Raw genomic sequence first — 25,726 nt, forward strand, 5'->3', positions numbered from 1 at the left:
ACTTTACCCCTTAGATTTAGATTCAAGTAGCTTGGGTGAAGACGACCTTCCCTCTTCAATTCCATATTTTATGAAATGAATCAAGGGGTTCATACCTGTTTCAGCAACATCAGGGTAACGTTTCAAATACCAGTCTCCATCAAAAGATGCTGACGGTAGACGTCCCTCACTTGCTCCGTGCATCAAATAGTGTTCGGCTGGGTCGGAACCTGACTCCTTAATATCAGGGTAGGTTGTGAGATACCAATCACTATCGAATAGCTCGCTTGTATAAAGAAGACCTGCATTTTGTTTCATCAGTGCCCATTTGGGATCTTCTTTCTTTAACTTCTTGGAAAATGCTCTAACTGGTGCACTAAGCTTCCATGTTGAAGAATGTTTTATATTGTTTAGTTCATATTCTAGGTTTTGAACTTTATCAGACTTTGAAAGAAGCTCTCTATTTAGTTCCTTAACCTTATTCGATAATTTATTCTTTTCACGGTTAAGTTTTTTGGCTTCTTTTAAATGCTTGCTCCTAAGTGAGCCTATTGTGGATTCTAGTTGTTTTACTTTTATGTGACTTTTGTGTTCAGAAGCACGGCTTTCAACATAATCAGCTTTTAGCTGAGCGTATTCATTCTTTAACTTAGTGAATTTTTCTTGCAGCTTTTCGAGGCGTTCGGCACTTTCTACAGCGAAAGTAGTAGATTCATTTAAGTTCATTTGAAGCAAATTTCGTTCAGCCTCCAATTGAAGATACTTATCAGATAAAACCTGATTCTTAGCGACACCTTCTAAGTAGTTTTCGGCTTGCCTTTTTAGCTCACGCCTGAGCTTACAATCGTTTTCCAATGAACTATCAAGAACGGCATTTGAATCTAATAGCAATGCTTTATTATTTTCTAGTTCTAATCGAAGTAGATCACAACTCTTAACGTTATCAGCTAACTCAACAGTGAGAACCTCAAGCTGGTCATTATAAATCGCTTTAAGCTCGTCGAGCGCCCTCTGATTGTTCAAGCTCAAATCAGATAGCGAGTCTTCTAGTAACTTTTTATCATTAATAAGTAGTAACTTTTCTTCCTCAAGGCCTGTTACTCTAGCTTCGTCACATTTAATCCGTTGTAAAATGCCATTTGTATCTAGACTAGTACCAAGTTCTGTCACTTTTGTTGTACTAGCTTCAAGCGAAGATGCGATGCTCTTGAGCGCGCCATCTTGATAAATACACTGATATGCTAATGCGTCGTAGACACTTGAACATTTTGTTGAAAAGTTATTCCTTATATTCCAACCAATTTCTCTCAAAGCCTCCAGTCCATTATCATCAATCACGTGGAATTGGTTGAGATTTATTAGCTTGACTTTTTTTCTATAGGACTTCCTCAAACTCAGTAGAGAACTATAGAAACTAGAGGTATCGTTTATCGCTTCATCAATGTGAATTCCACTAGATAGTTGTTCTGCCAAAGTGTTTTCGAAACTGTTATAACATACAACTATTTGCGACCAATTTTGTAACAGGAGTTCAATTTGTGATAATACTATTGGCTGTCGGATCAGTTGAGTTTCGTTTGCATCATTTAAGCTTTCTATACTCTCAACAGTTTTCACTTGGCCATTTTCAATAACTTCAAGCCATTCGGTACTGTTGTGTAAAGATAAAATCAACGTCATAAAATGTCCTGTTAAAACGCAGATGCGAGCTTAACATCTGCAGCAGATTCTTCTAATTTTAATGAAAGTTTAAGCATCGCGTTATATTCAAAATACAATTTTTTTACTAATCAGAAGTATTAATTTTGTATAAGACAACGATAGTTTAACATCTAGAATATAGCGTTGGTCAGCCTAACTAAATACTTAACTTAACATTTCTATAAGTTGTCTTCACTTACAGATTAAGCATAAATTTGTGGAGTATCGTTCACTGTGGGGTCAACTTTACTTAAAATACGCTTTCGTATTGCGGTGGACATTTTCTGATGACAGAATTTGTTCAGCAGTCATCCATGTATAAGAGCTATGTTGATCAACTGGTAATGTTCCGAGTTTTTCTATTTCAAATTCATACGCTATCGCAACGTAGTGCGTTGATATGTGATCACCCAATACACTATCTGTGTAAATATGGTCATATGGACCTATGAGTTTTGCACTTTCTATAGTGTAACACTTACCTATTTCTGCCAGCGTGAGACGTTCAAAAGCTGCTTTTAACGTTTCATTTTTCAGAATTCTTCCGCCAGGGACGAACCAATAGCCTTTTGCTGGCCGATTGATTCTTTCGCCTAATAGGTATTCTTTATTTTCGTTTTTAACGAGTAAATCGATAGAGACTAGGGGCGTACTTTCTAGAACAGTAGAAAAAGTCTTTTCGTCTAAAAACACGTAACTTCCTTATTATCATAATATTAGAGGCGATAGGGCTAGCTCGTTGCCCTATCACTAGTTACTGGCAGCATTGAGCTACTTAGCAACGCGCCCATATCTATCAGAAAAACGCACAATATCGTCTTCACCAAGATATGCACCTGACTGAACTTCAATAAGCTCTAGAGGGATCTTTCCAGGGTTTTCTAACGCGTGAACCGCACCAATAGGAATGTAGACCGACTCGTTTTCGGTAACTAGCTGCGTTTCTTCATTGATGGTTACGTTTGCACTGCCCGATACTACAATCCAGTGTTCGGCGCGATGATGATGCATTTGAACAGATAGTTTTTCACCAGGCTTAACGGTAATGCGTTTTACCTGGAAACGGGCGCCGCTATCGATAGAGTCGTAGCTTCCCCATGGACGGAATACTTCACGATGAAATTCAAACTCGGGACGACGTTCTGCTTTTAGCTTATTCACTACGGCTTTAATGCTTTGTGCATCGTCTTTGTGAGCCACCATAACGGCATCTTTCGTTTCTACTACGATAACGTCTTCTAAACCAATGACAGAAACCAAACGCTGCTCAGCATTTACATAACTGTTCTTTGTATTTTCTAAGATAGTATCGCCTACAGTAGCGTTGCCGTTTTCATCTTTCTCAGCAGTTTCCCACAGTGAAGACCAGCTACCTACATCACTCCAACCTGCGTCTAGTGGAACCATAGCTGCGCTATCCGTTTTTTCCATTACTGCATAGTCAATTGAATCGTCTGGACAAGTGGCAAAAATATCATGTTCAACTCGGATAAAATCTAGATCTGGTGTTTCTGTATCGATAGCACGCTTACACACGTCTAGCATTTCAGGGTTGAATTTTTTTAGCTCTTCCAAGTAACGGCTTGCTTTAAACATAAACATACCGCTATTCCAGTAGTAACTACCCGAATCTACATACTCTTTTGCAGTTTCTAGTGCAGGCTTTTCTACAAACTGAGCGACCTCAAAGCCATCACCTGCTCGCTCGCCGGCTTTGATGTAACCATATCCTGTATGCGGCTGGTCTGGAACAATACCAAAAGTAACAAGTTTACCCTGCTCAGCAAGCTTTTCGGCTTTGGCAATAGCAGTATGAAACGCTTGGTTATCTTTAATAAGATGGTCTGCAGCCAATACTAGAAGAACAGGGTCTTCGCCATTTATAGTTGCGTGTAGTGCCGCTAATGCGATTGCCGGTGCTGTATTGCGACCAACAGGCTCTAGAAGAATGCCGCCATGCTGAATGTCTTTTTGACGAAGCTGCTCAGCTACAAGAAATCTATGTGCGTCATTACAAATAAAAATAGGGTTTTGTGCTGGCGTACCTTTTAAGCGTGTGATCGTGTCTTGCAGCATGGTGTTGTCTGAGGTAAGCGACAAAAACTGCTTTGGAAGCGCTGCACGCGATTTCGGCCATAAGCGACTACCTGAGCCGCCAGCTAATACTACTGGTTTCATTTGTAATATCCTTGATGTGTGAGTTCTGTGCCCACGTCCTGTTATTTATATATTCGCTGTTTAGTATACAAAGGTTTGTATTACGATTAAATGGCAAAGTTGTATTGAGCTACAGTTGAAACAATAGTGGCTTAAAGCATGGTTATTTAGGTTTATGGCACATAGATTAAGATAGTCTCAATTCAAGTGTTGCAGCCAGAGCCAAGACACAGAACTCATTATTCATGCACTTTGATTAACTGTGTCATTCAACAACCCCAAAACCTGCTCATCGCTAGACCTAGCCTGGGCACGAACAGATATACTTGCCTGTTCAACTATTTGTGCTTGAGTAAGTAGTGCAGTTTCTGAAGCGAAGTCAGCGTCCGTTATTTGTGAGTAGGCGCGGCTTATATTTTCGAAGCCTATCGCATTGTTTCTAATGGCTGATGCCATTTGATTAATCTTCGCGCCGTAAAATGCTCGGCTTTCGCTCACCAACTGCAAAGCTCTATCTATTCGCTCGAGTGCACTTTCTGCATCGCTTTCATTCTGTAGTGATGTGCCATCTAAACCGAGGTCAGTCAGCGTCGCAGGTGTTTTAGTGAGTTCAATGAAATCGGTGCCAATACCGAGTTGGTTTGTCGCGGTAATGTCTACCGGGCCCAGTGTGAAGGTTGGTCCGCCTTCGTTTCCTAGCGACGTCCACGACGCAGTTACATTGAAGGCACCAGAACCAATAACCGAGATTATTAGTGGCTGAGCATTGCTTGCAATGGTCAAAGTTTCGTTGAAATTGCCACTTGCGTTTTGATCTCCGGTGAATGAGATACTATTTCCATCTATCGTTGCTGAACCGCTTGTAAGTAAACTGCTGTCATCATAACTTGCGGTTAGTTCATACCCATTAGTTGGTAAGAAGAACGTACTTTCAATGGAAGTACTATTTGAAATGCCGTTACTATTCCATGTGCCAGCAGACAAAGGGGTGCCTACTAAGTGCTTACCGTCTACAGTAAACACTTGAATATCGTCATTAGCACCATTGTCGTTTAAGTTGATCTGTATGTTCGTAGAGCCTGCGGGAATATAAGCGATAGAGCGCAATCCGCTGGTCATACTTTGATTTACGCCGTTTGTAAATGTATCGCTTATAGATGGAACGTTAGCTGAAAGCAGATCGCTATCATCCACTAGCGGTAAACGATTAAATGCTTCGGTATTGTAGGCAATGCCATTTAGTGCGTTTTTTAATTGCTGGAATTCCTTATCTAATGCGGCACGGTCACTTACACTATTAATTCCGTTTTGCGACTGTATTGCCAGCTGCCGCATTCTTTGCAGTATAGCGGCAGACTCTTGCAGTCCACCCTCTGCAATTTGCGCGTAGCTGATACCATCATTTAGGTTTCGATTAAGCTGGGTATACGCCTTTTTTTCGGAAGCAAGTCTATTAGATATTTGAAGTCCAGCACTGTCGTCAGCAGCACTGTTTATTCTTAACCCAGAACTCAAGCGCTCTAGACGGGTGGATAGTGCTGTATTTTGTAAAGTTGAAAGACCTAGAGACTGGTAATTTCCTGAAACCGCAAGCACGTTATTTCCTTTACGCTTTTATCTTAGTTAAATTAAGTTGGCATAGTTTGTATGTATGTTTCAGCAATAAGCACGCCAACAAACCCCTTACGCGCGCCAAGAACGATAATCTAACTTTATACCAAATAGCTTTCGACACTTACCAAAAACAGCACTTTCAACGCTAGACTTTAAATATAGGTTCGGTAATGTGATATTGCTGTGCAAATTTAGTACAACCTAGTAAATACTATGGAGTCACACCTTATGGTGAATAAAAAGGAAATTATTTTGGCCCTAGTTTTAACTGGATATTCGATTTGTGTTTTTGCGGATACTGCGGCATTAAACGATGCGGTCATGAAATTATGTGATAAGAGTAAAATGTGTATTGGCAAGGAGATAAGTGCTAATGACGAATTTCCACCTGAAATGAAAGCCATGTTGTCGAATATGGTAGAAGAGATATGTGGCCAATATATGAGAATTGCTGATTTAGGCGACGAGCATGAACTTATTGAGCCCGCTACAGAATGCCTTAATTCAATGGCCAATCAAGGCTGCGATGCACTACTTAACTCTGATGACGAAACAACGGCTTGTAAGCGCTATTCAGAACTGGCCGAGAACTATTAGAACAGAGTAATAGTTAAATGGTCTTTTTAGTCTTACTGTACGTGCCTGAGCCCCAATGCAAAATTTCCCACGCCTTTAATCGTACACACAAAAAAAGGGGCCTGAGTTTTCACTCAGGCCCCTTTTTCTAATCGAGTATTAATTACTCTTCAGTTGCTTCTACTGCTTCTTCTTCAGCTTCTACAACTGGACGGTCAACTAGCTCAACATATGCCATTGGGGCATTGTCGCCAGCACGGAAACCGCATTTAAGAATGCGAGTGTAGCCGCCTGGACGAGCTTCGTAACGAGGACCAAGCTCGTTGAATAGTTTACCTACAACCTCTTTGTCACCAGTGCGGGCAAAAGCTAGACGGCGGTTTGCAACGCTGTCTTCTTTAGCCATAGTGATTAGAGGCTCGATTACGCGACGTAATTCTTTCGCTTTTGGTAACGTAGTTTTGATCACTTCGTGCTTGACCAAAGAACCGGCCATGTTTTTGAACATAGCTTGACGATGGCTGCTGTTGCGATTCAACTGACGACCACTCTTACGATGGCGCATAGTTTTATCCTTCTCTACAAATCAGTTTGATAAAAACCTGATTAATCTTTTTCAGCGATGCTCTCTGGCGGCCAGTTTTCTAGGCGCATACCTAGAGAAAGACCACGAGATGCTAGAACATCTTTGATTTCAGTTAGCGATTTCTTACCAAGGTTTGGCGTTTTAAGTAGCTCAACCTCAGTGCGCTGTACCAGGTCACCAATGTACTGGATAGCTTCTGCTTTCAAACAGTTTGCAGAACGTACTGTTAGCTCTAGGTCATCTACTGGGCGAAGCAGAATCGGATCGAATTCTGGCTTCTCTTCTTTCGCTTCTGGCTCTGACACATCACGTAGGTCTACGAATGCATCTAGCTGTTCAGCTAGGATAGTAGCAGAACGGCGGATCGCTTCTTCAGGATCCAAAGTACCGTTCGTCTCCATGTCGATGATTAGTTTGTCTAGGTCTGTGCGTTGTTCAACACGTGCAGACTCTACACTGTAAGCAATACGTTCAACTGGGCTGTATGAAGCGTCTACTAACAAACGACCAATTGGACGATCATCTTCTTCAGAGGAGCGACGGGTAGAAGCTGGTACATAACCACGGCCCATTTCTACTTTAATGCGCATGCTGATTTCAGCTTCGCCAGTTAAAGTACAAATTACATGCTCAGGGTTTGCAATTTCTACGTCGCCATCATGCTGAATATCACCAGCAACAACAGGGCCAGCGCCAGATTTCACTAGAGTTAGGGTTGCCTCAGTTTTACCTTCAAGGCGAACCGCTAAACCTTTAAGATTTAGCAAAATCTCAATTACGTCTTCCTGAACACCTTCTTTGGTGCTGTACTCGTGAAGAACGCCGTCAATTTCTACCTCGGTAACTGCACATCCTGGCATAGATGACAGTAAAATACGACGTAGGGCGTTACCTAGAGTGTGGCCAAAGCCGCGCTCTAGTGGTTCCAAAGTTACTTTGGCACGAGTAGGAGAAACGTTTTCGATCTCAACTAATCTCGGTTTTAGGAATTCAGTCACAGAACCCACAATGCTTCCTCTTTAGTTAGCTTTACTTAGAGTAAAGTTCGACGATCAACTGTTCGTTAATTTCCGCAGACAGGTCAGTTCTTTCAGGAACGCGCTTGAAAGTGCCTTCCATTTTGCTGCTGTCTACTTCAATCCAGGTTGGCTTCTCACGTTGGTCAGCCAGTTCCAAAGCAGCAACGATACGCGCTTGCTTTTTAGCCTTTTCACGAACAGAAACCACGTCTTCGGCAGAAACGTTAAACGATGGGATGTTCACAACTTGACCATTTACCATGATCGCCTTGTGGCTAACTAGCTGACGTGCTTCAGCACGAGTGCTAGCGAAACCCATACGGTAAACTACGTTATCAAGACGCTGTTCTAAAAGCTGTAGCAAGTTTTCACCTGTGTTGCCTTTTAGACGTGCAGCTTCTTTATAGTAGTTGCGGAATTGTTTTTCCAGTACGCCGTACATACGACGAACTTTTTGTTTTTCACGCAGCTGAACACCGTAGTCAGACAGACGGCCACGACGGGCACCGTGCTGACCAGGCGCTGTATCGATTTTACATTTAGAATCGATTGCGCGAACGCCGCTTTTTAGGAACAGGTCAGTTCCTTCGCGACGGCTAAGTTTGAGTTTAGGACCCAAATATCTTGCCATGATCTTTCTCCAACTGTCCGTCGATTAAACGCGACGTTTTTTCGGTGGACGACAACCGTTGTGAGGAATAGGGGTCACATCGGTAATGTTTGTGATCTTATAACCTGTAGCGTTAAGAGCACGGATCGCAGACTCACGGCCTGGACCTGGACCTTTAACGAATACTTCAAGGTTCTTAAGACCGTATTCTTGTGCAGCAACACCTGCACGCTCAGCAGCTACCTGTGCAGCAAATGGGGTAGATTTACGTGAACCACGGAAACCTGAACCACCAGATGTCGCCCATGCTAGTGCATTGCCTGAACGGTCTGTAATAGTCACAATTGTGTTGTTGAAAGACGCATGGATATGAGCCATACCGTCTGCAACCTGACGTTTAGCGCGCTTACGCGTGCTACGAGCTGGTGCTTTAGCCATAACTTACTCCCCGTTTACTTCTTAATTGGCTTACGAGGACCTTTACGGGTACGCGCATTAGTTTTAGTGCGCTGACCACGTAGAGGCAAGCTACGACGGTGGCGAATACCACGGAAGCAACCCAGGTCCATCAAACGTTTGATGCTCATAGAGACTTCACGGCGTAGGTCACCTTCAACGGTGAATTTAGCCACTTCGTCACGAAGCTTATCAATAGTAGCTTCGTCTAGCTCTTTGATTTTTGTATTTTCTGCAACACCAGCACCCGCACAAATGCTTTTCGCACGTGTGGGACCAACGCCATAGATCGCTTGGATAGCGATTACAGCATGCTTGTGCTCAGGAATGTTAATGCCAGCGATACGGGCCATTAACAGCACTCCTCTTGTTTATTTGTCGACGACCTAAAAAGCCCGATAGGATACTTACCCGTCGACTAAATTGCAAATTAAGGTTCAAAATACTTTAAAACAAAACTAGCAGAACCAGACAAGTACTATCTAGGTTCTGCTTACTTAGCTTTGCGAATATCTTGTTCCGCTTAGATTAGCCCTGACGCTGCTTATGCTTTGGGTCAGAACTGCAAATTACACGCACAACACCGTTGCGCTTGATAACTTTACAGTTACGGCAAATCTTTTTTACTGATGCACGAACTTTCATTACATCTTTCCCCTTTCTATCAATATTAAGGGGCTAACTTATCGGCCGTAGCCTTTAAGGTTAGCTTTCTTCAGCACAGACTCATATTGACTAGACATCAAATGTGTCTGTACTTGTGCCATAAAGTCCATGATAACCACTACAATAATCAGAAGTGACGTACCACCGAAGTAGAACGGAACATTCCAAGCGATTAGCATGAATTCAGGCACTAAACAAATAAAGGTTATGTACAGTGCGCCAGCCAGTGTAAGGCGAGTCATTACCTTGTCAATGTAACGCGACGTTTGCTCACCCGGGCGGATGCCTGGGATGAACGCGCCAGACTTCTTCAAGTTGTCTGCAGTATCACGCGGGTTGAATACCAACGCCGTGTAGAAGAAGCAGAAGAAGATAATCGCAGCTGCGTATAACATCACGTACAGCGGTTGACCAGGAGATAGCATAAGCGCTACATCTTGCAACCACGCTGTTGATTCATTCTGTCCGAACCATCCTGCGATAGTACCCGGGAACAGAATAATGCTAGAAGCAAAGATTGGTGGAATTACACCAGCAATGTTGACTTTTAGCGGTAAATGGGTGCTTTGCGCAGCAAAAACCTGACGGCCTTGCTGACGTTTTGCGTAGTTTACCACAATTCTGCGCTGTCCGCGCTCTACAAATACAACTAGGTATGTAAGAGCGATAACAATTGCGCCAATCAACAGTAGGAACAACAAGTTAATGTCGCCCTGCCTTGCTTGTTCCGCAGTCTGACCTATCGCTGTTGGCAGACCGGCAACAATACCAGCAAAAATCAATATAGAGATACCGTTACCAATACCTCGTTCGGTAATTTGCTCACCTAACCACATAAGGAACATAGTTCCTGTGACTAGACTCACCACTGCCGTAAAGTAGAATCCGAAGCCAGGGTTTATCACCAATCCATTAATCAGGTTAGGCAAACCAGTCGAAATACCAATAGATTGGAAGATAGCCAATACAAGCGTTAGATAACGCGTGTACTGACTAATTTTACGACGGCCTGCTTCGCCTTCTTTTTTAAGCTCCACCATCGGTGGGTGAACCACCGAGAGCAACTGCATGATAATGGATGCAGTAATGTATGGCATAATGCCCAAAGCCAGAACGGATGCACGCTCAAGCGCACCACCAGAGAACATGTTAAACATTTCTACAATGGTGCCTTTTTGTTGCTCGAACAAGTCAGCAAGTACCGCTGGATCGATGCCAGGGATAGGAACATAAGAACCTAGTCTGAATACAACAATCGCACCAAGTACGAACAACAATCTTGCCTTAAGCTCACTCAAGCCGCTTTTAGCGCCTGAATCCAATCCTGGTTTAGCCATCTAGCTTATTCCTCTACTTTACCGCCAGCAGCTTCAATCGCTTCTTTAGCGCCTTTAGTAACCTTTAACCCGCTTACTGTAACAGCGCGTGAAACTTCACCGCTCTTTACAACTTTAACGAACTGGATTTCTTTCTTAACAAGTCCAGCTGCTTTTAAAGTCTCAAGAGACGCAGTATCACCATCAACCTTCGCGATTTCAGCAAGAGTTACTTGATCAGTAACAAAGCTCTTGCGTGAAGTGAAACCGAACTTAGGAAGACGACGCTGGATAGGCATCTGACCACCTTCGAATCCTGGCTTAACACGGCCACCTGAACGGCTTTTTTGACCTTTGTGACCTACGCCACCTGTTTTACCAAGACCTGAGCCGATACCACGACCAGAACGCTTACCAGTAGGCTTTGAACCTTCGGCTGGAGAAATTGTATTTAAACGCATGTCTTACTCCTCCACTATCTCAACCATGTAATGTACACGGTTGATCATGCCACGAACGGCTGGGGTATCTTCCAGTTCACGAACATGGTTGATTTTACGAAGGCCTAAACCTTTAAGCGTAGCTTTGTGCTTTGGCAAGCGGCCAATTGCACTTTTGGTTTGCTTTACTTTAATCGTTGCCATGTCTGATTACCCCAAAATTTCTTCTACAGACAATCCACGCTTCGCAGCAACTTTCGCCGGGCTATTCATTTCTGTTAGCGCGTTGATTGTTGCACGTACAACGTTGATTGGGTTTGTAGAGCCGTAACATTTTGAAAGTACGTTTTGTACACCAGCTACTTCAAGTACTGCACGCATCGCACCACCGGCAATAATACCGGTACCTTCAGATGCTGGCTGCATGTAAACTTTAGAGCCAGAGTGACGACCTTTAATCGGGTGCTGTAACGTGTGACCGTTAAGGTCTACGTCAACCATGTTGCGACGAGCCTTTTCCATTGCTTTTTGGATTGCAGCAGGAACTTCACGTGCCTTACCGTAACCAAAACCAACGCGACCGTTACCGTCACCCACTACTGTCAATGCAGTGAAACTAAAGATACGACCACCTTTAACCACTTTAGAAACGCGGTTTACAGCGATCAATTTCTCTAGAAATTCACCATTTTGAACGTCTTGTTTAGCCATTATAAACTCCTAGAACTGAAGACCAGCTTCGCGAGCTGCATCAGCTAATGCTTTAACGCGACCGTGGTATTGGAAACCACTACGATCGAAAGCCACTGTTTTAATGCCTTTCTCAAGCGCGCGCTCTGCGATTGCTTTACCGACTACCGTCGCTGCTTCAGCGTTACCTGTAGACTTAAGATCTTTCGCAAGATCTTTCTCAACAGTTGAAGCCGCTGCCAACACTTCAGAACCGCAAGGAGCGATTAACTGAGCGTAGATGTGGCGAGGTGTACGGTTAACTACCAAGCGATGCGCGGCCAGTTCACGAATTTTTGCTCGTGCGCGAGTAGCGCGACGAATGCGAGCTGTTTTCTTATCCATCGTATCACCCACCTACTTTTTCTTAGCTTCTTTACGACGTACGTGTTCGTCAGCGTAACGTACACCTTTACCTTTGTAAGGCTCTGGTGGACGGTAACCACGAATGTTCGCCGCAACCTGACCAACCACCTGCTTATCGGCGCCTTTAACGACGATTTCAGTTTGGCTAGGAGTTTCAACCGTAATGCCTTCAGGCATTTCGTATACTACAGGGTGAGAGAAACCTAGTGTAAGGTTTAGCTTGGCACCTTGTGCTTGTGCACGGTAACCAACACCTAACAGAGTAAGTTTTTTCTCGAAACCTTGTGAAACACCTTGAACCATTGCGTTCAGGATAGAGCGAGCAGTACCTGCTTGTGCCCAGCTGTCAGCGAAACCTTCACGTGGAAGTGCTTTAAGTTGGTTCTCTTCCTGTGCAACTTCTACAGCGTCGTTGAAAACGCGGGTCAAAGTGCCTTTACTACCTTTAACAGTAACTTCTTGACCAGAGATAGAAACTTCTACACCTGATACAACGTCTACTGGGGCTTTTGCTATACGTGACATTTCAACTCCTCCGTTATGCTACATAACCGATGATCTCACCGCCCATGCCAGCGTTACGCGCTGCACGGTCAGTCATCACACCTTTAGAAGTCGACACGATAGCTACGCCTAAACCACCCATAACCTTTGGAAGCTCATCTTTTTTCTTATAGATGCGCAGACCAGGACGGCTTACACGTTCGATAGTGTCAATTACTTGCTTGCCTTCGAAGTACTTAAGCGTAACTTCTAAAACAGGCTTAACGTCACCAGAAGCAGCGAAGTCAGTAATATAACCTTCAGCTTTCAATACTTCACAGATTGCAACGCGAAGTTTTGAAGAAGGCATAGTTACAGAAACTTTCTGTGCCATCTGGCCGTTACGGATGCGGGTAAACATATCCGCGATAGGATCTTGCATGCTCATTATCAGCTACTCCTTACCAGCTGGCTTTCTTAAGGCCAGGGACTTCACCGCGCATCGCTGCTTCGCGAAGCTTGATACGGCTAAGACCGAATTTGCGTAGGTAACCATGTGGACGACCAGTAACACGGCAACGGTTACGTTGACGAGACTTACTAGAGTCACGTGGCAGTTGTTGTAGCTTCAGAACAGCGTCCCAACGCTCTTCTTCAGAAACGTTAACATCGCTGATAATCGCTTTAAGTGCGGCGCGCTTCTCAGCATACTTAGCTACTAGCTTAGTACGCTTAGCTTCGCGTGCCTTCATTGATTCTTTTGCCATAACCCTACACCCCTACTTTTTGAATGGGAAGTTAAACGCGTCCAGCAGAGCACGTGCTTCGTCATTAGTATTCGCACTGGTAGTGATAGTAATATCCATACCGCGAACCTTATCCACTTTATCGAAATCGATTTCAGGGAAAATGATTTGCTCACGCACGCCCATGCTGTAGTTACCACGTCCGTCGAATGATTTAGGATTCAAACCACGGAAATCGCGAACACGTGGAATAGCGATTGAAATCAAACGCTCTAGGAATTCCCACATACGCTCGCCGCGTAGGGTTACTTTACAGCCAATCGGATAACCTTCACGGATTTTAAAACCCGCTACTGATTTTCTAGCAACTGTAACAACAGGCTTCTGACCGGCGATAGCCGTCATGTCAGCTTGAGCATTCTCAAGTACCTTTTTGTCAGCAACTGCTTCACCTAAACCCATGTTTAGAGTGATTTTTTCAATCCGAGGGACTTGCATGACGCTTTTGTATCCGAACTGCTTAGCAAGTTCAGCTACTACTGTTTCTTTATAGAAATCATGCAGTTTCGCCATCGTACTCTCCAATATAATTAAACAAGTTCGCCGTTAGACTTGAAGAAACGTACTTTCTTCTCATCTTCGAAACGGAAACCAACGCGATCTGCTTTGCCCGTTGCCGGGTTAACAATCGCAACATTAGAAACGTGAATAGAAGCTTCTTTCTCAACGATGCCACCAGCTACGCCCAGTTGTGGGTTTGGCTTAGTGTGCTTCTTGACAAGATTAACGCCTTCTACAATTACACGGTTATCAGCAATAAGCACTTTAAGGACTTTGCCTTGTTTGCCTTTGTCTTTACCCGCTAATACGACTACTTCATCATCACGACGAATTTTATTAGCCATTATCGTGACTCCTTATAGTACCTCTGGGGCCAATGAGATGATTTTCATGAAGTTTTCACTTCTCAACTCACGGGTAACCGGGCCAAAGATACGCGTACCAATTGGTTGCTTGTTAGCATTAAGCATAACAGCCGCGTTACCGTCAAAACGAATGGTAGAACCATCTGCACGACGAACGCCTTTTCTAGTACGCACCACCACTGCATTCAGTACGTCACCTTTTTTAACTTTACCGCGAGGAATTGCTTCCTTAACAGTAACTTTGATGATGTCACCGATACCTGCATAACGGCGATGCGAGCCACCAAGAACCTTAATACACTGAACCCTGCGAGCGCCGCTGTTGTCTGCAACGTCCAGGTTAGTTTGCATTTGGATCATGTTAGTGCTCCGCTCTTAAATTAAGACTCTCCCGAGTCGTTAGTGCTGCTAAAAACAACTGGATATCGTTGCTTTTATGTACATACCCCCATAAAAAGGGCGCGAAATAATAACAGAAAACTTTGGGAAGTGATAGCGGTAAATTGAATTATTTTTAAACTATGTGAGCAATAAAAAAGCCCCGACTAAAAGCCGGGGCTGATAACCACGTCATAGGTTATCAAGCAGGATCTTTTAGCGCAGAAACCTTATGCACAAACTGCTTACTCAAGTGTCGGAAAACACATTCTTTTAAACGACTTACACCAACAGGTTTGGATATGAAGTCGTCCATGCCAGATTTCAAGCATTTTTCTTTTTCTCCTGTCGAAACATTTGCAGTTAAGGCGATTATGGGTATTTGCGCAGTCTCTTGGTCCAATAACCTAATTTGCTTGGTTGCCTCTAGCCCATCCATAATAGGCATGTGGCAGTCCATAAATATTAGCGCGTAGGGAGCTTTTTCAGCCATTGAACGCTTAACATTCTCTAAAGCTTCCTCACCGTTTACTGCTAAATCACTGATAATACCTATCTCTCTTAACTGTTCTTTAATGACGAGCTGGTTTATCTCATTATCTTCAACAACTAGTGCCTTAAACGCCCTTAGCTCCTCTTTGCTTGGTATGTAGGCATCGTTCTGCGCTACTGTTTTTTCTGCAATAGCCCCCGCATTTGCATCATCTAATGTAAGCGTAACGGTAAAGCGAGCACCAATACCCAACTCACTGCTCACTTCAATTTTTCCGTTATAGTGCTCCACTATTTGTTTAACAATTGACAAGCCTAAGCCTGTACCGCCAAACATCCGTTGTGTTGAGCTGTCCGCTTGCATAAACGGGGTAAAAATGATTTTCTGCTGCTGAGCGCTGATACCAATTCCCGTGTCAGTCACTATTAATTTAACTCGATAGCGCCCTTTACCGTAACGCACGCATCTTGTTTCAACCGTCACCTCACCTTCTTTGGTAAACTTAAATGCGTTGTTGACCAGATTGATGAGTACCTGCCCTAACCGCAACTTATCGGCAATAAAAGTTTGCCCTTTAAGCGCTGCAGTATTTACGCTGAACGTTAACCCTTTTTCCTGGGCAAGCCTTGTAAACATGGGTATCTGTTCTTCAATCGTTTCTTCAAAGTTGGTAGGGGCGTCTTCAAAGGCCAACTCCCCTGCGTCTATTTTTGAAAAATCTAAAATGTCGTTCACAATATTTAAGAGGGAGTCTGCGCTTTGCACAGCTAGGGAGGCTAATTCCATTTGCTTCGAATTTAGAGGCGACGCCATAAGTGCTTCTAGCATCCCCTGAACACCATGAATTGGGGTACGTATTTCTTGGCTCATATTCGCCAAAAAATCACCTCTGGCTTTAAGCGCGTTTTGCGCCAAATCGCTTTTGTGCTGAAGTACAGCCTTGTCTATGTGCATTTGCGTAATATCGACGGTAGCACCTACTACCTTAACGCACCTGCCGTTATCCATTATCGGATGGGCTCTGCTTTCAATCCAGCGGGTTTCACCTGCATCGGTTCGGATCTCCACTTTGTAAAGGAAATCCTGCCCTGTTTGCTTCATTTGCTCAAACTGTTCTGCGTACCTTTTACGATGAACTTCATCGGGAATAAATTTTAATATATCTTCGGCCTGCATGGAGCGCTCGCTGTGAACATGGAACATGCGCTTTAGTGCACCCGACCAGATTACTGAGCCGCTTTCTATATCTAATTCCCATGTTCCGACTCCAGCCAAATTTGTGACTTGTTTTAACAAAGAGTTTCGCTCTTCAAACACGACCTTTTGGGCATTCAGATTACTCATAGACTGCTGTCGTTCGAGTTCATTGCCAATCCAGGTGGCAAGCAGTAGTAAGTAATCGGTTTCTAGTTCATTAAACGGTTCATCTCTTGAAGACAGTGAAGAAAAGTTTACCGTACCGTAAAACTCACCGAATACGCGGATAGGAGAAGCGAGGTAGCTTTTTAGTGTGTATTTATCGAAACACGGGTGCGAAGCACCAGGTTGCACATCGATATTATGGTAAGCAATGACAGAGTCGGCCCTAGCTGCATCAGCACAATACGTATCGCAAAGGGAAAATTCAGCGCCTTTTGGTATGTCACCGTTGGGCGTGACAACACTTAGTACGCTATACCGCTCTCCTTGAATATTACTAACGATCCCTGTTTCTAAACGAAGCGCTTCTGTACCGATACACAGCAAACTCTCTAACTTTTTATCTAACGACAAAGCCTTATCATTAGATATTTCTTGTAGGTCTCGGATAATACTCATGAGGATTTTAGCCCTCCCAGACTGCAAATAAAAAAGGCCAATGTATTAACATTGACCTTTTAAATTTATGGGATATTTCGCGAGATGAAAGTTTTCCCTATTATCAATTAGTATAATAAATAGACTAACTGATTAATAAAGCACGTTAATTTCATATCCTGTCGCTGTGTCTGCTGGCTCTACCGTCACGATGTAGTTTTCCTCTTCAGTAAAACCATATAGAGAGGTTCTATCTAGAAGCACTTGCTCTTCGTTCTCATCTTCGTACACCGCAATTACTTCGTAATAATCTGACGGCAGCACTTCACTGGTGCTTTCTGCAAACTCCAGGTTTTGTATATCATATTCTGCGGTATCAATGGTTTCGTCGTTTCTTACTAAGTAAAAGTCCACATCATCGAAGTCGCTAACTAAGTTGATGAAGTTAACGGTCTTGTCATAAGCCTGCGGCAAACCACTTTCAACAAAGGTTGCTGCACCTAACTGGTTGTTAGTGTTGTAGATAAGAATAGCTTTACTCTCACCTTGGTTAAGGGTGATTAGCTTATTGCTAAGCGATGTAACTGTACCTGACGGGTCAGTAACGGTTACGCGATAATCGCCATAGCGGATAGCACTAAATTCAGACATTTCACCCGCGGCTAGCGTAAAGCTCACATCTTCTTCGTCTGTATTGCCGCCAAAGGTAACGTTTAGCTCGGCATCAAGATTAGTCGAGTTGTATATACGATACTGCGAATCAGCTTCAACATCGGTCAAGGCTGTCACTGTTGAAGAATTTAATACCGTGTCTACCACAAGCCCTTCTTGAATAGCGCCACTTACGTCACGAAGGGTCATTAAATACTCGGTTTCATAAACGAAGTCTATCGTTTGAGATTCAAATACAACCTCATCACTACCTGGTTCAGTAAGGTAAATTGTATACTCATCTTCATCGAAGTATTCGCTGTCGTCGTCAGCATCCCAATAGTCGAACTCTATCATGTCACCAGTGGTCACTGTGCCGAGAAAATTAGCCGCTTCAAACGGATCGCCCGATTCACTCATGTAGAAATCATATGATGAGTCATCTACGGCCACAGAGAGCGCAAACAAACGGAAATGGTCTTCTAGAGTTTCGCGCTCATACGAATAGGTAGTGAAAGTCGGGTTGCTAAAATCACCGCTCATCACAACGATGGTTTTATAGCCATTTTTTAAATCTACGGTAATTTCGTCAATGTAAACTTCTTGGTCATCTGAGTCAGTACGAATGAACTCAATTTCGTATTCGCCATCATCCATCGAGTACATTGAGGTAGCATCACCAAATTGAGCTGAACCAAAGCTATCTCCATCAACCTCTCGCATTTCAACATTCGCGCCGTTAGGTGATGCGTTATAAAACTGTATGTAAGCATAAGAGTAATCTGAGCTACTACTGTCTGAGCCACCACATGCGGTAAGCCCTAGTAGCGCTACAAGCCCCATTGCCGCTGCACGGAACCAGGTTCCCCTTAGCAAAGAGTGAGAGGTCAATTGCATAAATTGAATGTCCTTTGAAGTTGTTCTTTATTGGTTTAAGACTGCGTTAACACAAGCAGGCACACGTAGAAAGTGCTTATATTGGCTCGCACAATACAGCGATATGGCTATCTGAGAAGGTCTTAGTTCAGAGCTTTACGCTATCTTTGCAAAGCTGACTTTTCTTTGTATAACTTGACAGTTCGCAACCGCCGGCAACTTTTTGTAGAAGCTCTCTCGATGAGGAATTTATTGATGAATGCTGGTAGAAAAGAAATAAAAAAGCCTGCAAGTGCAGGCTTTGAAAGTATCGTTTGGTTATGGCGTTAATTATTCATATGAGTATGAAAGCGTCACACCACTGTATGATGAATACGCGCGGATACCTATGTGCCAAGTACCCGATGCTGGCGCATCAAATGTACATACTTCGCTGTTACCGTTTTGATAAGGACGGCAATCGTAGCTATTGGTTTCTGGTTGTGAGCCAAACTTCACATAAAGATCAGCATCGCCTGAGCCACCAGAGGTACGAATGGTCATTTGCGTTACACCTTCTGGAATAGTCCAAGTGTAGCGATCCCAGTTTCTGCGAGTACCTGAAAGGCCTGTTAGTTGACCTGATACTGGCTCTACGCCAGGCTCAGAGCCGCCACCACCACCTGTGCCGCTTCCATCACAGCCATTGGTGTTCAAGTAGTTATACGCATCAGCTAACTGCATCAAACCATAGCCATAAAAGTTATCGCGTCCAGCACTGCCTTTATCTTCGGCTGTTGCATTTAGCGCATTACGTATTTGATTATTTGAACACTGCGGGAAGTAGCTCCACACCAATGCAGCACCACCTGCCACGTGTGGCGTAGCCATTGATGTGCCGCTTAAAGACGCGTAGGTATTAGTTGGGTAAGTAGATTGCACTGCACTTCCTGGCGCAGCAATTTCAACTTGGTCGTTATATTGGCTGTAGCTTGCGCGGTTTTCGTTTGAGTCTACCGCTGCAACCGACATTACTGCATCGTAAGAAGCAGGATAAGACTTTGCACTGTTACCATCGTTACCCGCAGCCGCTACCAATAACATGCCAGCATCAGTAAAGCTCTGCATAGCATTTCGTTCGGTAGTAGATGAACTGCCGCCACCTAAGCTCATGTTAACTACGTTTGAGCCCGCGTCTTGACACTGAGTAATTGCATCAATTAGGTCAGATGCATAAGTCCATTGGCCATTATCGTTAAAGATTTTAACAATATGCATATCCACGCCAGGGTAAACGCCAACAACACCTTCATTGTTATCGTAAGCCGCAATTGTACCTGCTACGTGAGTACCATGACCATTACCGTCGTTATACCAGTTACCAACAGCACTATTGTTTGCTTGACCCGTAACACCATCGTTGGTTCCAGGCAAATCTGGGTGACCTAGGTTATAACCCGTATCAATGATACATACCTTGCGAGCTGTAGTATCTGACTGACCAAACTGATTTGCTTGTACCATGGTGTAGCCGTAAGGCGTAGTTTGCGCCATAGGCTTGCGGCGAACATCTACTTCAATACTTTCTACATTAGGGTTTTTACGAAGCTTGTTTAGCGCAGACTTACTCATAGTAGCCGCCACCATTTTATGCTTCTTAAGCTCTTTCTTAATTGAACCACCGGCTTTTCTAACTTCAGATTTAGCTGAAGCAATGCTGAAAGGCTTCTTGTTTTTCAGTTTAGACTTAACCTTAGATTTGGCTTTGCTGCTGGTAAGCGTATCGCTTGAACTGGCGACCTCTACAGTTTCGCTTATCATTTCGTCTTTAAACTTAATGATATAACGCTCTTGATCCACCGTTACAAGGCGGTCAACAGTGAGTTTTTTGCCTAGCGCTTGTTTTAAGGTTTGCGGTTTTTCTTTAACTTTTACCAGACCTTCGCCTGCTGCCATTGCAGAATTAGTCATTAAACCAAATGATACAGCTAATGCAGCTGCTGTCAGACATGTGTGTTTCTTATTCAATTTTGAGTTCAAAATTTATTTCCTGTTGTATCTGTCTTATTAACTTCAGCACTGTTTTAACCCGTGCTTTTGAAGCTATTTGTTATTAAATGACATACAGGTATAACCATTACCTCATACGAAAAGCTCATCCATGACAACCGACGCAACAGCGTTGCAACGACCTACCCGTTTGTCAGGTTAATAGCTAACCCGCGGTAGGCAGGCTAGCTATAGAGCTCATATTAGGCGGCTAATCAAACAGTTGAGTATGTTGCCTTAACCCTGGTGAGTATTTTTTATACCTTTAAAAATACTTAAAAAAACATCACACTTGACGAAAAGCACGCCAGATGTGTTCTACGAGCAAATTCATGGTAGGAATAAAAAACTATAGTTAACATTTAAATTACAATTTGAGATGTAACAAAATATTAATCACCTGTTTAGCTTTTCTTATTAAACGAATTCAGTAGTGATTTGTAGATTTCTTGGTCTGGTTTTCTTTAATTGGCTGAGCCATTAAGCAATGCAATATTTCAAGACTGGTTAGTAGGTATATTATTTAGTTTGGCGTTGACGAGCCAGGAAGTTGTTGTGCGTTCGGGCATAAGGTTTAGATACTTATCACCCAGCGGCAATACAATGGCGGTGTAAAAAAGATCACTACTTAAAAGATAATATGCTAATTTATAAATGAAAAAGCCCACGCTATAAGCGTAGGCTCGTTCGAGTCTTATGTCTTTGGTGGGCTGCTTAAGCAGGGATATCCAAAGCTCTCGCTTAAGATCGTAAGTAATCGAACACCAATTGTCAAATGGTTAATTAAAGGGAATGATTTGTGCCGTACCAATCTATTGAAAATACGTTGTCTCTGAGCCGATTAACAACGTTTAGAAATGCGGTAGTAAAAAAAATAGGAAATGACTGCACTGCGACAACTCTTAAGCTCTACGAATGGAACGCACAGCTTTCTTCCGTGATGTTCTTCCCGCTTCACATATATGAAGTCGTTTTAAGGAATGCGGTTTCGGAGGCTATATCAATGCGCTACGGCGATGACTGGCCAACAAACGTCGTATTCCAAAATTCATTGCCCTACAAAGACAAGCAAGACTTAGTACGACTAACTCAAGATTATCAAGGTGTAGGTAAACTTTTGCCAGAGCTAAAACTGAGTTGGTATGAAAACATGCTGGCAAAAAGACATGAGGGGCGTATTTGGAAGCCTTTTATCAAACAAGTCTTTCCCAACTCAACGGAAAATACAGTATCTACCATTCGAAACACACTGAAAAACGGTTGCGACATAATCAGGAAGCAACGCAATAGAATTGCTCACCATGAGCCTATTTTTAATCAGCCTACATTAACCCAGCTACTGCCGTTAATTGAAGAAGCCGTGTCATGGCGATGCAAGAAAACCGTCGCTTGGCTTAGAGCTCAAGAAAAAGCGACAGAACTACTAAACAACCCTATTTTCTAATATAAATACTCGTGATAGCAACGGATTGCTACTAACTTATTGCTTGGCAACCATATGCAACGGTTGACGCAACCAAAAGTGCTATTTCAGACAACCAAGCACAGTTTGCATAGATTAAGTAAATACTCTAAAAAGAAAAAAGGCGCGCAACAATCTTTCTGCGTGCCTTTAACATTTCTTGTTTTGAACGCTCTCGCGTCGCGCTCAAACGCTTAGGGAGCATTACAATCCACGCTGTCTCACTATTTCGTACAGGCATACACCTGTAGCTACCGACACGTTCAAACTTGAAACGCTACCAGCCATGGGTAACTTAACCAGCTCGTCACAGGTTTCTTTCGTTAGTCGACGCATACCTTTACCTTCTGCCCCCATTACTAAAGCAGTTGGGCCTTTCAGGTCAACATCATAAAGGGTTTTATCGGTTTCACCGGCGGTACCCACAATCCAGAGCCCTTTGTCTTGAAGGTGCTTCAAGGTTCTGGCAAGGTTTGTAATTTGAATTAGCGGCATCACTTCAGCTGCGCCGCAGGCTACTTTTCGTACCGTGCCGTTTAAACTTGCCGACTTGTCTTTAGGTACAACTACAGCGTGCACTCCCGCACCGTCAGCCGTACGTAAGCAAGCACCTAAATTATGAGGGTCTGTAATACCGTCTAACACCAAAATTAACGGCTGCGACTCTCGTTCAAGTATTTTATCAAGGTCAGCTTCATCCATTACGCGAGCAGGTTTTGCTTTAGCAACAACGCCTTGGTGTTGTTCGCCGTTTACTTTGTCATCTAGCGCTTTACGCTGGCTGAACTGAACTGAAATTCCGAAACGGCGCGCCTGGTTAACAATGTTGGTCAAGCGTTCATCGTTACGCCCTTTTAAAACCCACACTTCCATTACACGCTCGGGCTCTTTTTCAAGTACCGACTGCATGGCATGTAAACCGTATAACCATTCTTGCTGCGCCATTTAACGCTTACCTCTTTTATTCAATGACAGTGTTTTGCCGCTGCTACCGCCTTTTGCGCTGCCGCGACTTGACGATTTTCCACCGCTTCGACTAGACGAGCTTGAGCCGCCTTTACCTTTTTTCCCTTTCTTATCAGAACGGGAGTCTTTACCAGAGCGGGGCTTGTTATCAAAGCGAGTAGGTTTGTCTGAAGACTTTTTAGCTGTCTTCACTTTTACCTTCTTGCCTTTAGTGCTGCGCAGCATAGACTTATCGAGTAATAAATCAATCTTTCTTTCATCAAGGTTAACCGCTGCTACGGTCACTTCTACCGTATCGCCCAGTCTAAACTGTCGATGGCCCGATTCACCTACCAACGCTTGTTTCACATCATCATAGTGATAATAGTCGTCATCTAGTGAGGTTATATGCACTAAGCCGTCGATATGGTATTCGGTAAGACGAACAAATAAGCCAAAGTTTGTGACCGAGCTCACCACACCTTCAAAAGTGTCACCTACGTGATCAAGCATGAATTCGCATTTAAGCCAGTCGGCCACGTCGCGGGTAGCATCATCAGCGCGGCGTTCTGTCATTGAACACTGTTCACCAAGCTGCTCAATTTCTTCAACAGTGTAGTTTTTAGCTCCGCTTACCGCTTTTTTACCCTGCTGTTTAGCAATAATGCCTTTGAGCGCGCGGTGTACCACTAAATCAGGGTAACGACGAATAGGTGATGTAAAGTGTGCGTAAGCTTCTAACGCCAAGCCAAAGTGCCCTACGTTTTCGCCATCGTAAACCGCTTGCTTCATTGAGCGCAGCAGCATAGTTTGAATAAGCTCTTCGTCTACTCGACCACGGGTTTTAAGCACCACATCAGTAAACGCGGCTGGCTCAGCATCTTCTACAATGGCATGTGGGATACCAATTTCACTTAGGTAGCTGGTAAAAGCGGTAAGTCTGTCTGCATCTGGCTTATCGTGCACTCGGTACAAGGCTGGCGCTTCGTGCTTTTCTAACATTAAAGCAGCACTCACGTTTGCCATGATCATGCATTCTTCAATAAGTTTATGCGCATCATTACGCACTAAAGGCACGATATTTTCAATTTTGCGCTGGGCGTTGAAAACGAACTTCACTTCTTGAGTTTCAAACTCAATGGCCCCGCGTTTGGCTCGGGCTTTTTTAAGCGCGCGATAAAGGTCGTGCAAATTGCGAAGGTGAGGTACATGAGGCTCGTAACGCTGATGAAGCTCTTTGTCTCCTTGAAGAATATTCCACACTTTGGTGTAAGTTAACCGGGCATGTGAATTCATTACCGCTTCGTAAAACTGGAATTCTTCCAGCTTACCATTCGCGCTGATGGTCATTTCACACACCATGCAAAGTCGGTCTACTTCAGGGTTTAGTGAACACAAACCGTTAGACAATACCTCTGGAAGCATTGGAATAACTTGATCAGGGAAATACACCGAGTTACCGCGCTGCTGCGCTTCATCATCAAGCGCTGAGCCTGTTCTTACATAGTGACTTACATCGGCTATGGCTACCCATAGTTGCCAACCGCCATCATCTAACGGCTCGCAATATACTGCATCGTCAAAGTCGCGGGCGTCTTCGCCGTCTATAGTAACAAGGGGAAGCTGGCGCAAATCGATACGACCTTCTTTGGCTTCATCGGGCACCTGATCGGTAAGTTTTTCCACCTGCTTGGTTACGCCATTTGGCCACTGGTGCGGAATATCAAATGTGCGTAAAGCCATTTCTATTTCCATACCTGGCGCCATATGCTCACCAAGTACTTCTACGATTTTGCCAACTGGGCTCATTTTTCGGCGTGGACGCTGGGTAAGCTCTACCACAACCACCTGCCCCATTCGAGCACCGTTAGTGCTTTCTGGGGGAATGACAATTTCGTGCTGCAAACGGCTGTCGTCTGGCACTACCATGCCAAAACCTTGCTCAACAAAATAACGACCAACAATAGGCTCGCTGCGCGGCTCTATGACTTGCGTTACAAACGCTTCTTTTCTGCCGCGACGGTCGGTGCCGCTAATACGCGCTTCTACCACGTCATCGTGGAGGAACAAATTCATTTGCCCCGCGCTAATAAATAAGTCACCGCTTTTATCTTCAGGACGCAAGAAGCCGTAACCATCTCTGTGACCAATAATTCGGCCTTTTATGAGCTCATCACGGTTTTGAAGTATGTACTTTTTCTGCTTAGTGAATTGCACCTGCCCTTCGCGCTCCATGGCACGTAGTCGGCGCTGAATTCCAATTCGCGCTTCTTCGTCGAAGGCGTTTACCAAGTTACAGATATCAAGAAACGACAACGGCTTGTCGTGCTCTTTTAATAAACTCATTAAATATTCGCGGCTGGCTACCGGATTTTCGTACTTCTCTTTCTCGCGCTGATAATGCGGATCATCACTCATGTATTTTAAATTTACCTTTCGTATTTTGTTCAACGTGTTTTCGTTTGTGGCTTAGCTCTTCAAAGCCCTGTAGAAAACATAAATATGATTGTTTAGACACACAAACCATTTTTGGTTCATGTGGTTATTTGCTGCACAGTATAACAGTATTTGCAGTAAAAGATTGTGTGTTATTAGGCTTACGACGTTTAGCAGACTATTTTGCTACGAGCGGGGGTCTACCACTTTGAATAGCGGTTTTTCAGTAGTGAAGAATAGAAAATTTGCTGCTAAGTCAGCACATATGAAAGTTACAGCAACCATTTTGT

Annotated in this window: 28 protein-coding genes; 2 read left to right on the forward strand and 26 right to left on the reverse strand. The window is 43.7% G+C overall.

Going from position 1 to position 25,726, the window contains the following annotated elements:
- Positions 1-3: 3 nt before the first annotated feature.
- From PCAR9_RS17465 to PCAR9_RS17480, 4 genes are all read right to left on the reverse strand, one after another.
- Entirely contained in the window at positions 4-1,659 is a 1,656-nt protein-coding gene (locus PCAR9_RS17465) for a hypothetical protein (RefSeq protein ID WP_179984711.1), read from the reverse strand.
- A 267-nt stretch (positions 1,660-1,926) separates the two neighbouring features.
- Positions 1,927-2,373, reverse strand: a complete 447-nt coding sequence (locus tag PCAR9_RS17470) for a GDP-mannose mannosyl hydrolase (RefSeq protein ID WP_179984712.1) — start codon at positions 2,371-2,373, stop codon at positions 1,927-1,929.
- A gap of 78 nt (positions 2,374-2,451) precedes the next feature.
- The gene (locus PCAR9_RS17475; RefSeq protein ID WP_179984713.1) at positions 2,452-3,858 is read right to left on the reverse strand and encodes a mannose-1-phosphate guanylyltransferase/mannose-6-phosphate isomerase; all 1,407 of its coding nucleotides are present in this window, start codon (positions 3,856-3,858) and stop codon (positions 2,452-2,454) included.
- Between the two features lie 222 nt (positions 3,859-4,080).
- Positions 4,081-5,433: a flagellin N-terminal helical domain-containing protein gene (locus PCAR9_RS17480; protein WP_179984714.1), complete on the reverse strand. Its 1,353-nt coding sequence runs from the start codon at positions 5,431-5,433 to the stop codon at positions 4,081-4,083.
- A gap of 246 nt (positions 5,434-5,679) precedes the next feature.
- Between PCAR9_RS17480 and PCAR9_RS17485 the strand changes: the two genes are divergently transcribed.
- Positions 5,680-6,048, forward strand: coding sequence for a hypothetical protein (locus PCAR9_RS17485; RefSeq protein ID WP_179984715.1), 369 nt, complete (start codon positions 5,680-5,682; stop codon positions 6,046-6,048).
- Positions 6,049-6,190: 142 nt separating this feature from the next.
- On the opposite strand, the gene rplQ is transcribed toward PCAR9_RS17485, so the two are convergent.
- The 20 genes from rplQ to PCAR9_RS17585 form a co-directional block, all read right to left on the reverse strand.
- A complete protein-coding gene (rplQ, locus tag PCAR9_RS17490) occupies positions 6,191-6,592 on the reverse strand; it encodes a 50S ribosomal protein L17 (RefSeq protein WP_012519212.1) in 402 nt (133 codons plus the stop codon).
- A gap of 41 nt (positions 6,593-6,633) precedes the next feature.
- On the reverse strand, positions 6,634-7,623 hold the full coding sequence (locus PCAR9_RS17495; RefSeq protein ID WP_039217818.1) for a DNA-directed RNA polymerase subunit alpha: 990 nt from the start codon (positions 7,621-7,623) through the stop codon (positions 6,634-6,636).
- A 19-nt stretch (positions 7,624-7,642) separates the two neighbouring features.
- Positions 7,643-8,263 (reverse strand): 30S ribosomal protein S4, encoded by a 621-nt coding sequence (rpsD, locus tag PCAR9_RS17500; protein ID WP_012519214.1) that lies wholly within the window; start codon positions 8,261-8,263, stop codon positions 7,643-7,645.
- A 24-nt stretch (positions 8,264-8,287) separates the two neighbouring features.
- Positions 8,288-8,680, reverse strand: a complete 393-nt coding sequence (gene rpsK / locus PCAR9_RS17505) for a 30S ribosomal protein S11 (protein ID WP_012519215.1) — start codon at positions 8,678-8,680, stop codon at positions 8,288-8,290.
- Positions 8,681-8,694: 14 nt separating this feature from the next.
- Positions 8,695-9,051, reverse strand: coding sequence for a 30S ribosomal protein S13 (rpsM, locus tag PCAR9_RS17510; protein WP_012519216.1), 357 nt, complete (start codon positions 9,049-9,051; stop codon positions 8,695-8,697).
- A gap of 175 nt (positions 9,052-9,226) precedes the next feature.
- Entirely contained in the window at positions 9,227-9,343 is a 117-nt protein-coding gene (rpmJ, locus tag PCAR9_RS17515) for a 50S ribosomal protein L36 (RefSeq protein WP_012519217.1), read from the reverse strand.
- 38 nt (positions 9,344-9,381) lie between these two features.
- A complete protein-coding gene (gene secY, locus PCAR9_RS17520) occupies positions 9,382-10,701 on the reverse strand; it encodes a preprotein translocase subunit SecY (RefSeq protein ID WP_012519218.1) in 1,320 nt (439 codons plus the stop codon).
- Between the two features lie 5 nt (positions 10,702-10,706).
- Positions 10,707-11,141, reverse strand: coding sequence for a 50S ribosomal protein L15 (gene rplO / locus PCAR9_RS17525; protein ID WP_012519219.1), 435 nt, complete (start codon positions 11,139-11,141; stop codon positions 10,707-10,709).
- Positions 11,142-11,144: 3 nt separating this feature from the next.
- Positions 11,145-11,324: a 50S ribosomal protein L30 gene (gene rpmD, locus PCAR9_RS17530; RefSeq protein WP_012519220.1), complete on the reverse strand. Its 180-nt coding sequence runs from the start codon at positions 11,322-11,324 to the stop codon at positions 11,145-11,147.
- Between the two features lie 6 nt (positions 11,325-11,330).
- Positions 11,331-11,831: a 30S ribosomal protein S5 gene (gene rpsE, locus PCAR9_RS17535; protein ID WP_012519221.1), complete on the reverse strand. Its 501-nt coding sequence runs from the start codon at positions 11,829-11,831 to the stop codon at positions 11,331-11,333.
- A gap of 9 nt (positions 11,832-11,840) precedes the next feature.
- Positions 11,841-12,194: a 50S ribosomal protein L18 gene (rplR, locus tag PCAR9_RS17540; RefSeq protein ID WP_014950908.1), complete on the reverse strand. Its 354-nt coding sequence runs from the start codon at positions 12,192-12,194 to the stop codon at positions 11,841-11,843.
- A 12-nt stretch (positions 12,195-12,206) separates the two neighbouring features.
- Positions 12,207-12,740, reverse strand: a complete 534-nt coding sequence (rplF, locus tag PCAR9_RS17545; RefSeq protein WP_118491876.1) for a 50S ribosomal protein L6 — start codon at positions 12,738-12,740, stop codon at positions 12,207-12,209.
- Positions 12,741-12,753: 13 nt separating this feature from the next.
- Positions 12,754-13,146, reverse strand: a complete 393-nt coding sequence (gene rpsH / locus PCAR9_RS17550) for a 30S ribosomal protein S8 (RefSeq protein WP_012519224.1) — start codon at positions 13,144-13,146, stop codon at positions 12,754-12,756.
- 13 nt (positions 13,147-13,159) lie between these two features.
- Positions 13,160-13,465, reverse strand: coding sequence for a 30S ribosomal protein S14 (rpsN, locus tag PCAR9_RS17555; protein ID WP_179984716.1), 306 nt, complete (start codon positions 13,463-13,465; stop codon positions 13,160-13,162).
- A 12-nt stretch (positions 13,466-13,477) separates the two neighbouring features.
- Positions 13,478-14,017 (reverse strand): 50S ribosomal protein L5, encoded by a 540-nt coding sequence (gene rplE / locus PCAR9_RS17560; protein ID WP_012519226.1) that lies wholly within the window; start codon positions 14,015-14,017, stop codon positions 13,478-13,480.
- A 17-nt stretch (positions 14,018-14,034) separates the two neighbouring features.
- On the reverse strand, positions 14,035-14,349 hold the full coding sequence (rplX, locus tag PCAR9_RS17565; protein ID WP_014950912.1) for a 50S ribosomal protein L24: 315 nt from the start codon (positions 14,347-14,349) through the stop codon (positions 14,035-14,037).
- Between the two features lie 12 nt (positions 14,350-14,361).
- Positions 14,362-14,730, reverse strand: a complete 369-nt coding sequence (gene rplN, locus PCAR9_RS17570; RefSeq protein WP_012519228.1) for a 50S ribosomal protein L14 — start codon at positions 14,728-14,730, stop codon at positions 14,362-14,364.
- Positions 14,731-14,950: 220 nt separating this feature from the next.
- On the reverse strand, positions 14,951-17,059 hold the full coding sequence (locus PCAR9_RS17575) for a GAF domain-containing hybrid sensor histidine kinase/response regulator (RefSeq protein ID WP_179984717.1): 2,109 nt from the start codon (positions 17,057-17,059) through the stop codon (positions 14,951-14,953).
- Between the two features lie 132 nt (positions 17,060-17,191).
- A complete protein-coding gene (locus PCAR9_RS17580) occupies positions 17,192-18,586 on the reverse strand; it encodes a DUF4397 domain-containing protein (protein ID WP_179984718.1) in 1,395 nt (464 codons plus the stop codon).
- A gap of 309 nt (positions 18,587-18,895) precedes the next feature.
- On the reverse strand, positions 18,896-20,584 hold the full coding sequence (locus PCAR9_RS17585) for a S8 family serine peptidase (RefSeq protein ID WP_179984719.1): 1,689 nt from the start codon (positions 20,582-20,584) through the stop codon (positions 18,896-18,898).
- 808 nt (positions 20,585-21,392) lie between these two features.
- On the opposite strand from PCAR9_RS17585, the gene PCAR9_RS17590 reads away from it, so the two are divergent.
- The gene (locus PCAR9_RS17590; protein WP_179984720.1) at positions 21,393-22,037 is read left to right on the forward strand and encodes an Abi family protein; all 645 of its coding nucleotides are present in this window, start codon (positions 21,393-21,395) and stop codon (positions 22,035-22,037) included.
- A gap of 222 nt (positions 22,038-22,259) precedes the next feature.
- Here the strand turns inward: PCAR9_RS17590 and rlmB are convergent, their stop codons facing one another.
- Complete coding sequence (rlmB, locus tag PCAR9_RS17595; RefSeq protein WP_179984721.1) at positions 22,260-23,000, reverse strand: 23S rRNA (guanosine(2251)-2'-O)-methyltransferase RlmB; 741 nt, start codon at positions 22,998-23,000, stop codon at positions 22,260-22,262.
- Positions 23,001-25,418, reverse strand: a complete 2,418-nt coding sequence (rnr, locus tag PCAR9_RS17600; protein ID WP_179984722.1) for a ribonuclease R — start codon at positions 25,416-25,418, stop codon at positions 23,001-23,003. It abuts the gene before it with no gap.
- Positions 25,419-25,726 lie beyond the last annotated feature (308 nt).

This window comes from Alteromonas macleodii (assembly GCF_903772925.1).
Taxonomy (GTDB): domain Bacteria; phylum Pseudomonadota; class Gammaproteobacteria; order Enterobacterales; family Alteromonadaceae; genus Alteromonas; species Alteromonas macleodii_A.

Excerpts from the sequence above, each read along its gene's own strand:
- PCAR9_RS17465 (WP_179984711.1), bottom strand. The coding sequence starts at position 1,659 with ATGACGTTGATTTTATCTTTACACAACAGTACCGAATGGCTTGAAGTT.
- PCAR9_RS17475 (WP_179984713.1), bottom strand. The coding sequence starts at position 3,858 with ATGAAACCAGTAGTATTAGCTGGCGGCTCAGGTAGTCGCTTATGGCCG.
- PCAR9_RS17485 (WP_179984715.1), top strand. The coding sequence starts at position 5,680 with ATGGTGAATAAAAAGGAAATTATTTTGGCCCTAGTTTTAACTGGATAT.
- rplQ (WP_012519212.1), bottom strand. The coding sequence starts at position 6,592 with ATGCGCCATCGTAAGAGTGGTCGTCAGTTGAATCGCAACAGCAGCCAT.
- rpsD (WP_012519214.1), bottom strand. The coding sequence starts at position 8,263 with ATGGCAAGATATTTGGGTCCTAAACTCAAACTTAGCCGTCGCGAAGGA.
- rpsK (WP_012519215.1), bottom strand. The coding sequence starts at position 8,680 with ATGGCTAAAGCACCAGCTCGTAGCACGCGTAAGCGCGCTAAACGTCAG.
- rpsM (WP_012519216.1), bottom strand. The coding sequence starts at position 9,051 with ATGGCCCGTATCGCTGGCATTAACATTCCTGAGCACAAGCATGCTGTA.
- rpmJ (WP_012519217.1), bottom strand. The coding sequence starts at position 9,343 with ATGAAAGTTCGTGCATCAGTAAAAAAGATTTGCCGTAACTGTAAAGTT.
- secY (WP_012519218.1), bottom strand. The coding sequence starts at position 10,701 with ATGGCTAAACCAGGATTGGATTCAGGCGCTAAAAGCGGCTTGAGTGAG.
- rplO (WP_012519219.1), bottom strand. The coding sequence starts at position 11,141 with ATGCGTTTAAATACAATTTCTCCAGCCGAAGGTTCAAAGCCTACTGGT.
- rpmD (WP_012519220.1), bottom strand. The coding sequence starts at position 11,324 with ATGGCAACGATTAAAGTAAAGCAAACCAAAAGTGCAATTGGCCGCTTG.
- rpsE (WP_012519221.1), bottom strand. The coding sequence starts at position 11,831 with ATGGCTAAACAAGACGTTCAAAATGGTGAATTTCTAGAGAAATTGATC.
- rplR (WP_014950908.1), bottom strand. The coding sequence starts at position 12,194 with ATGGATAAGAAAACAGCTCGCATTCGTCGCGCTACTCGCGCACGAGCA.
- rplF (WP_118491876.1), bottom strand. The coding sequence starts at position 12,740 with ATGTCACGTATAGCAAAAGCCCCAGTAGACGTTGTATCAGGTGTAGAA.
- rpsH (WP_012519224.1), bottom strand. The coding sequence starts at position 13,146 with ATGAGCATGCAAGATCCTATCGCGGATATGTTTACCCGCATCCGTAAC.
- rpsN (WP_179984716.1), bottom strand. The coding sequence starts at position 13,465 with ATGGCAAAAGAATCAATGAAGGCACGCGAAGCTAAGCGTACTAAGCTA.
- rplE (WP_012519226.1), bottom strand. The coding sequence starts at position 14,017 with ATGGCGAAACTGCATGATTTCTATAAAGAAACAGTAGTAGCTGAACTT.
- rplX (WP_014950912.1), bottom strand. The coding sequence starts at position 14,349 with ATGGCTAATAAAATTCGTCGTGATGATGAAGTAGTCGTATTAGCGGGT.
- rplN (WP_012519228.1), bottom strand. The coding sequence starts at position 14,730 with ATGATCCAAATGCAAACTAACCTGGACGTTGCAGACAACAGCGGCGCT.
- PCAR9_RS17575 (WP_179984717.1), bottom strand. The coding sequence starts at position 17,059 with ATGAGTATTATCCGAGACCTACAAGAAATATCTAATGATAAGGCTTTG.
- PCAR9_RS17580 (WP_179984718.1), bottom strand. The coding sequence starts at position 18,586 with ATGCAATTGACCTCTCACTCTTTGCTAAGGGGAACCTGGTTCCGTGCA.
- rlmB (WP_179984721.1), bottom strand. The coding sequence starts at position 23,000 with ATGGCGCAGCAAGAATGGTTATACGGTTTACATGCCATGCAGTCGGTA.
- rnr (WP_179984722.1), bottom strand. The coding sequence starts at position 25,418 with ATGAGTGATGATCCGCATTATCAGCGCGAGAAAGAGAAGTACGAAAAT.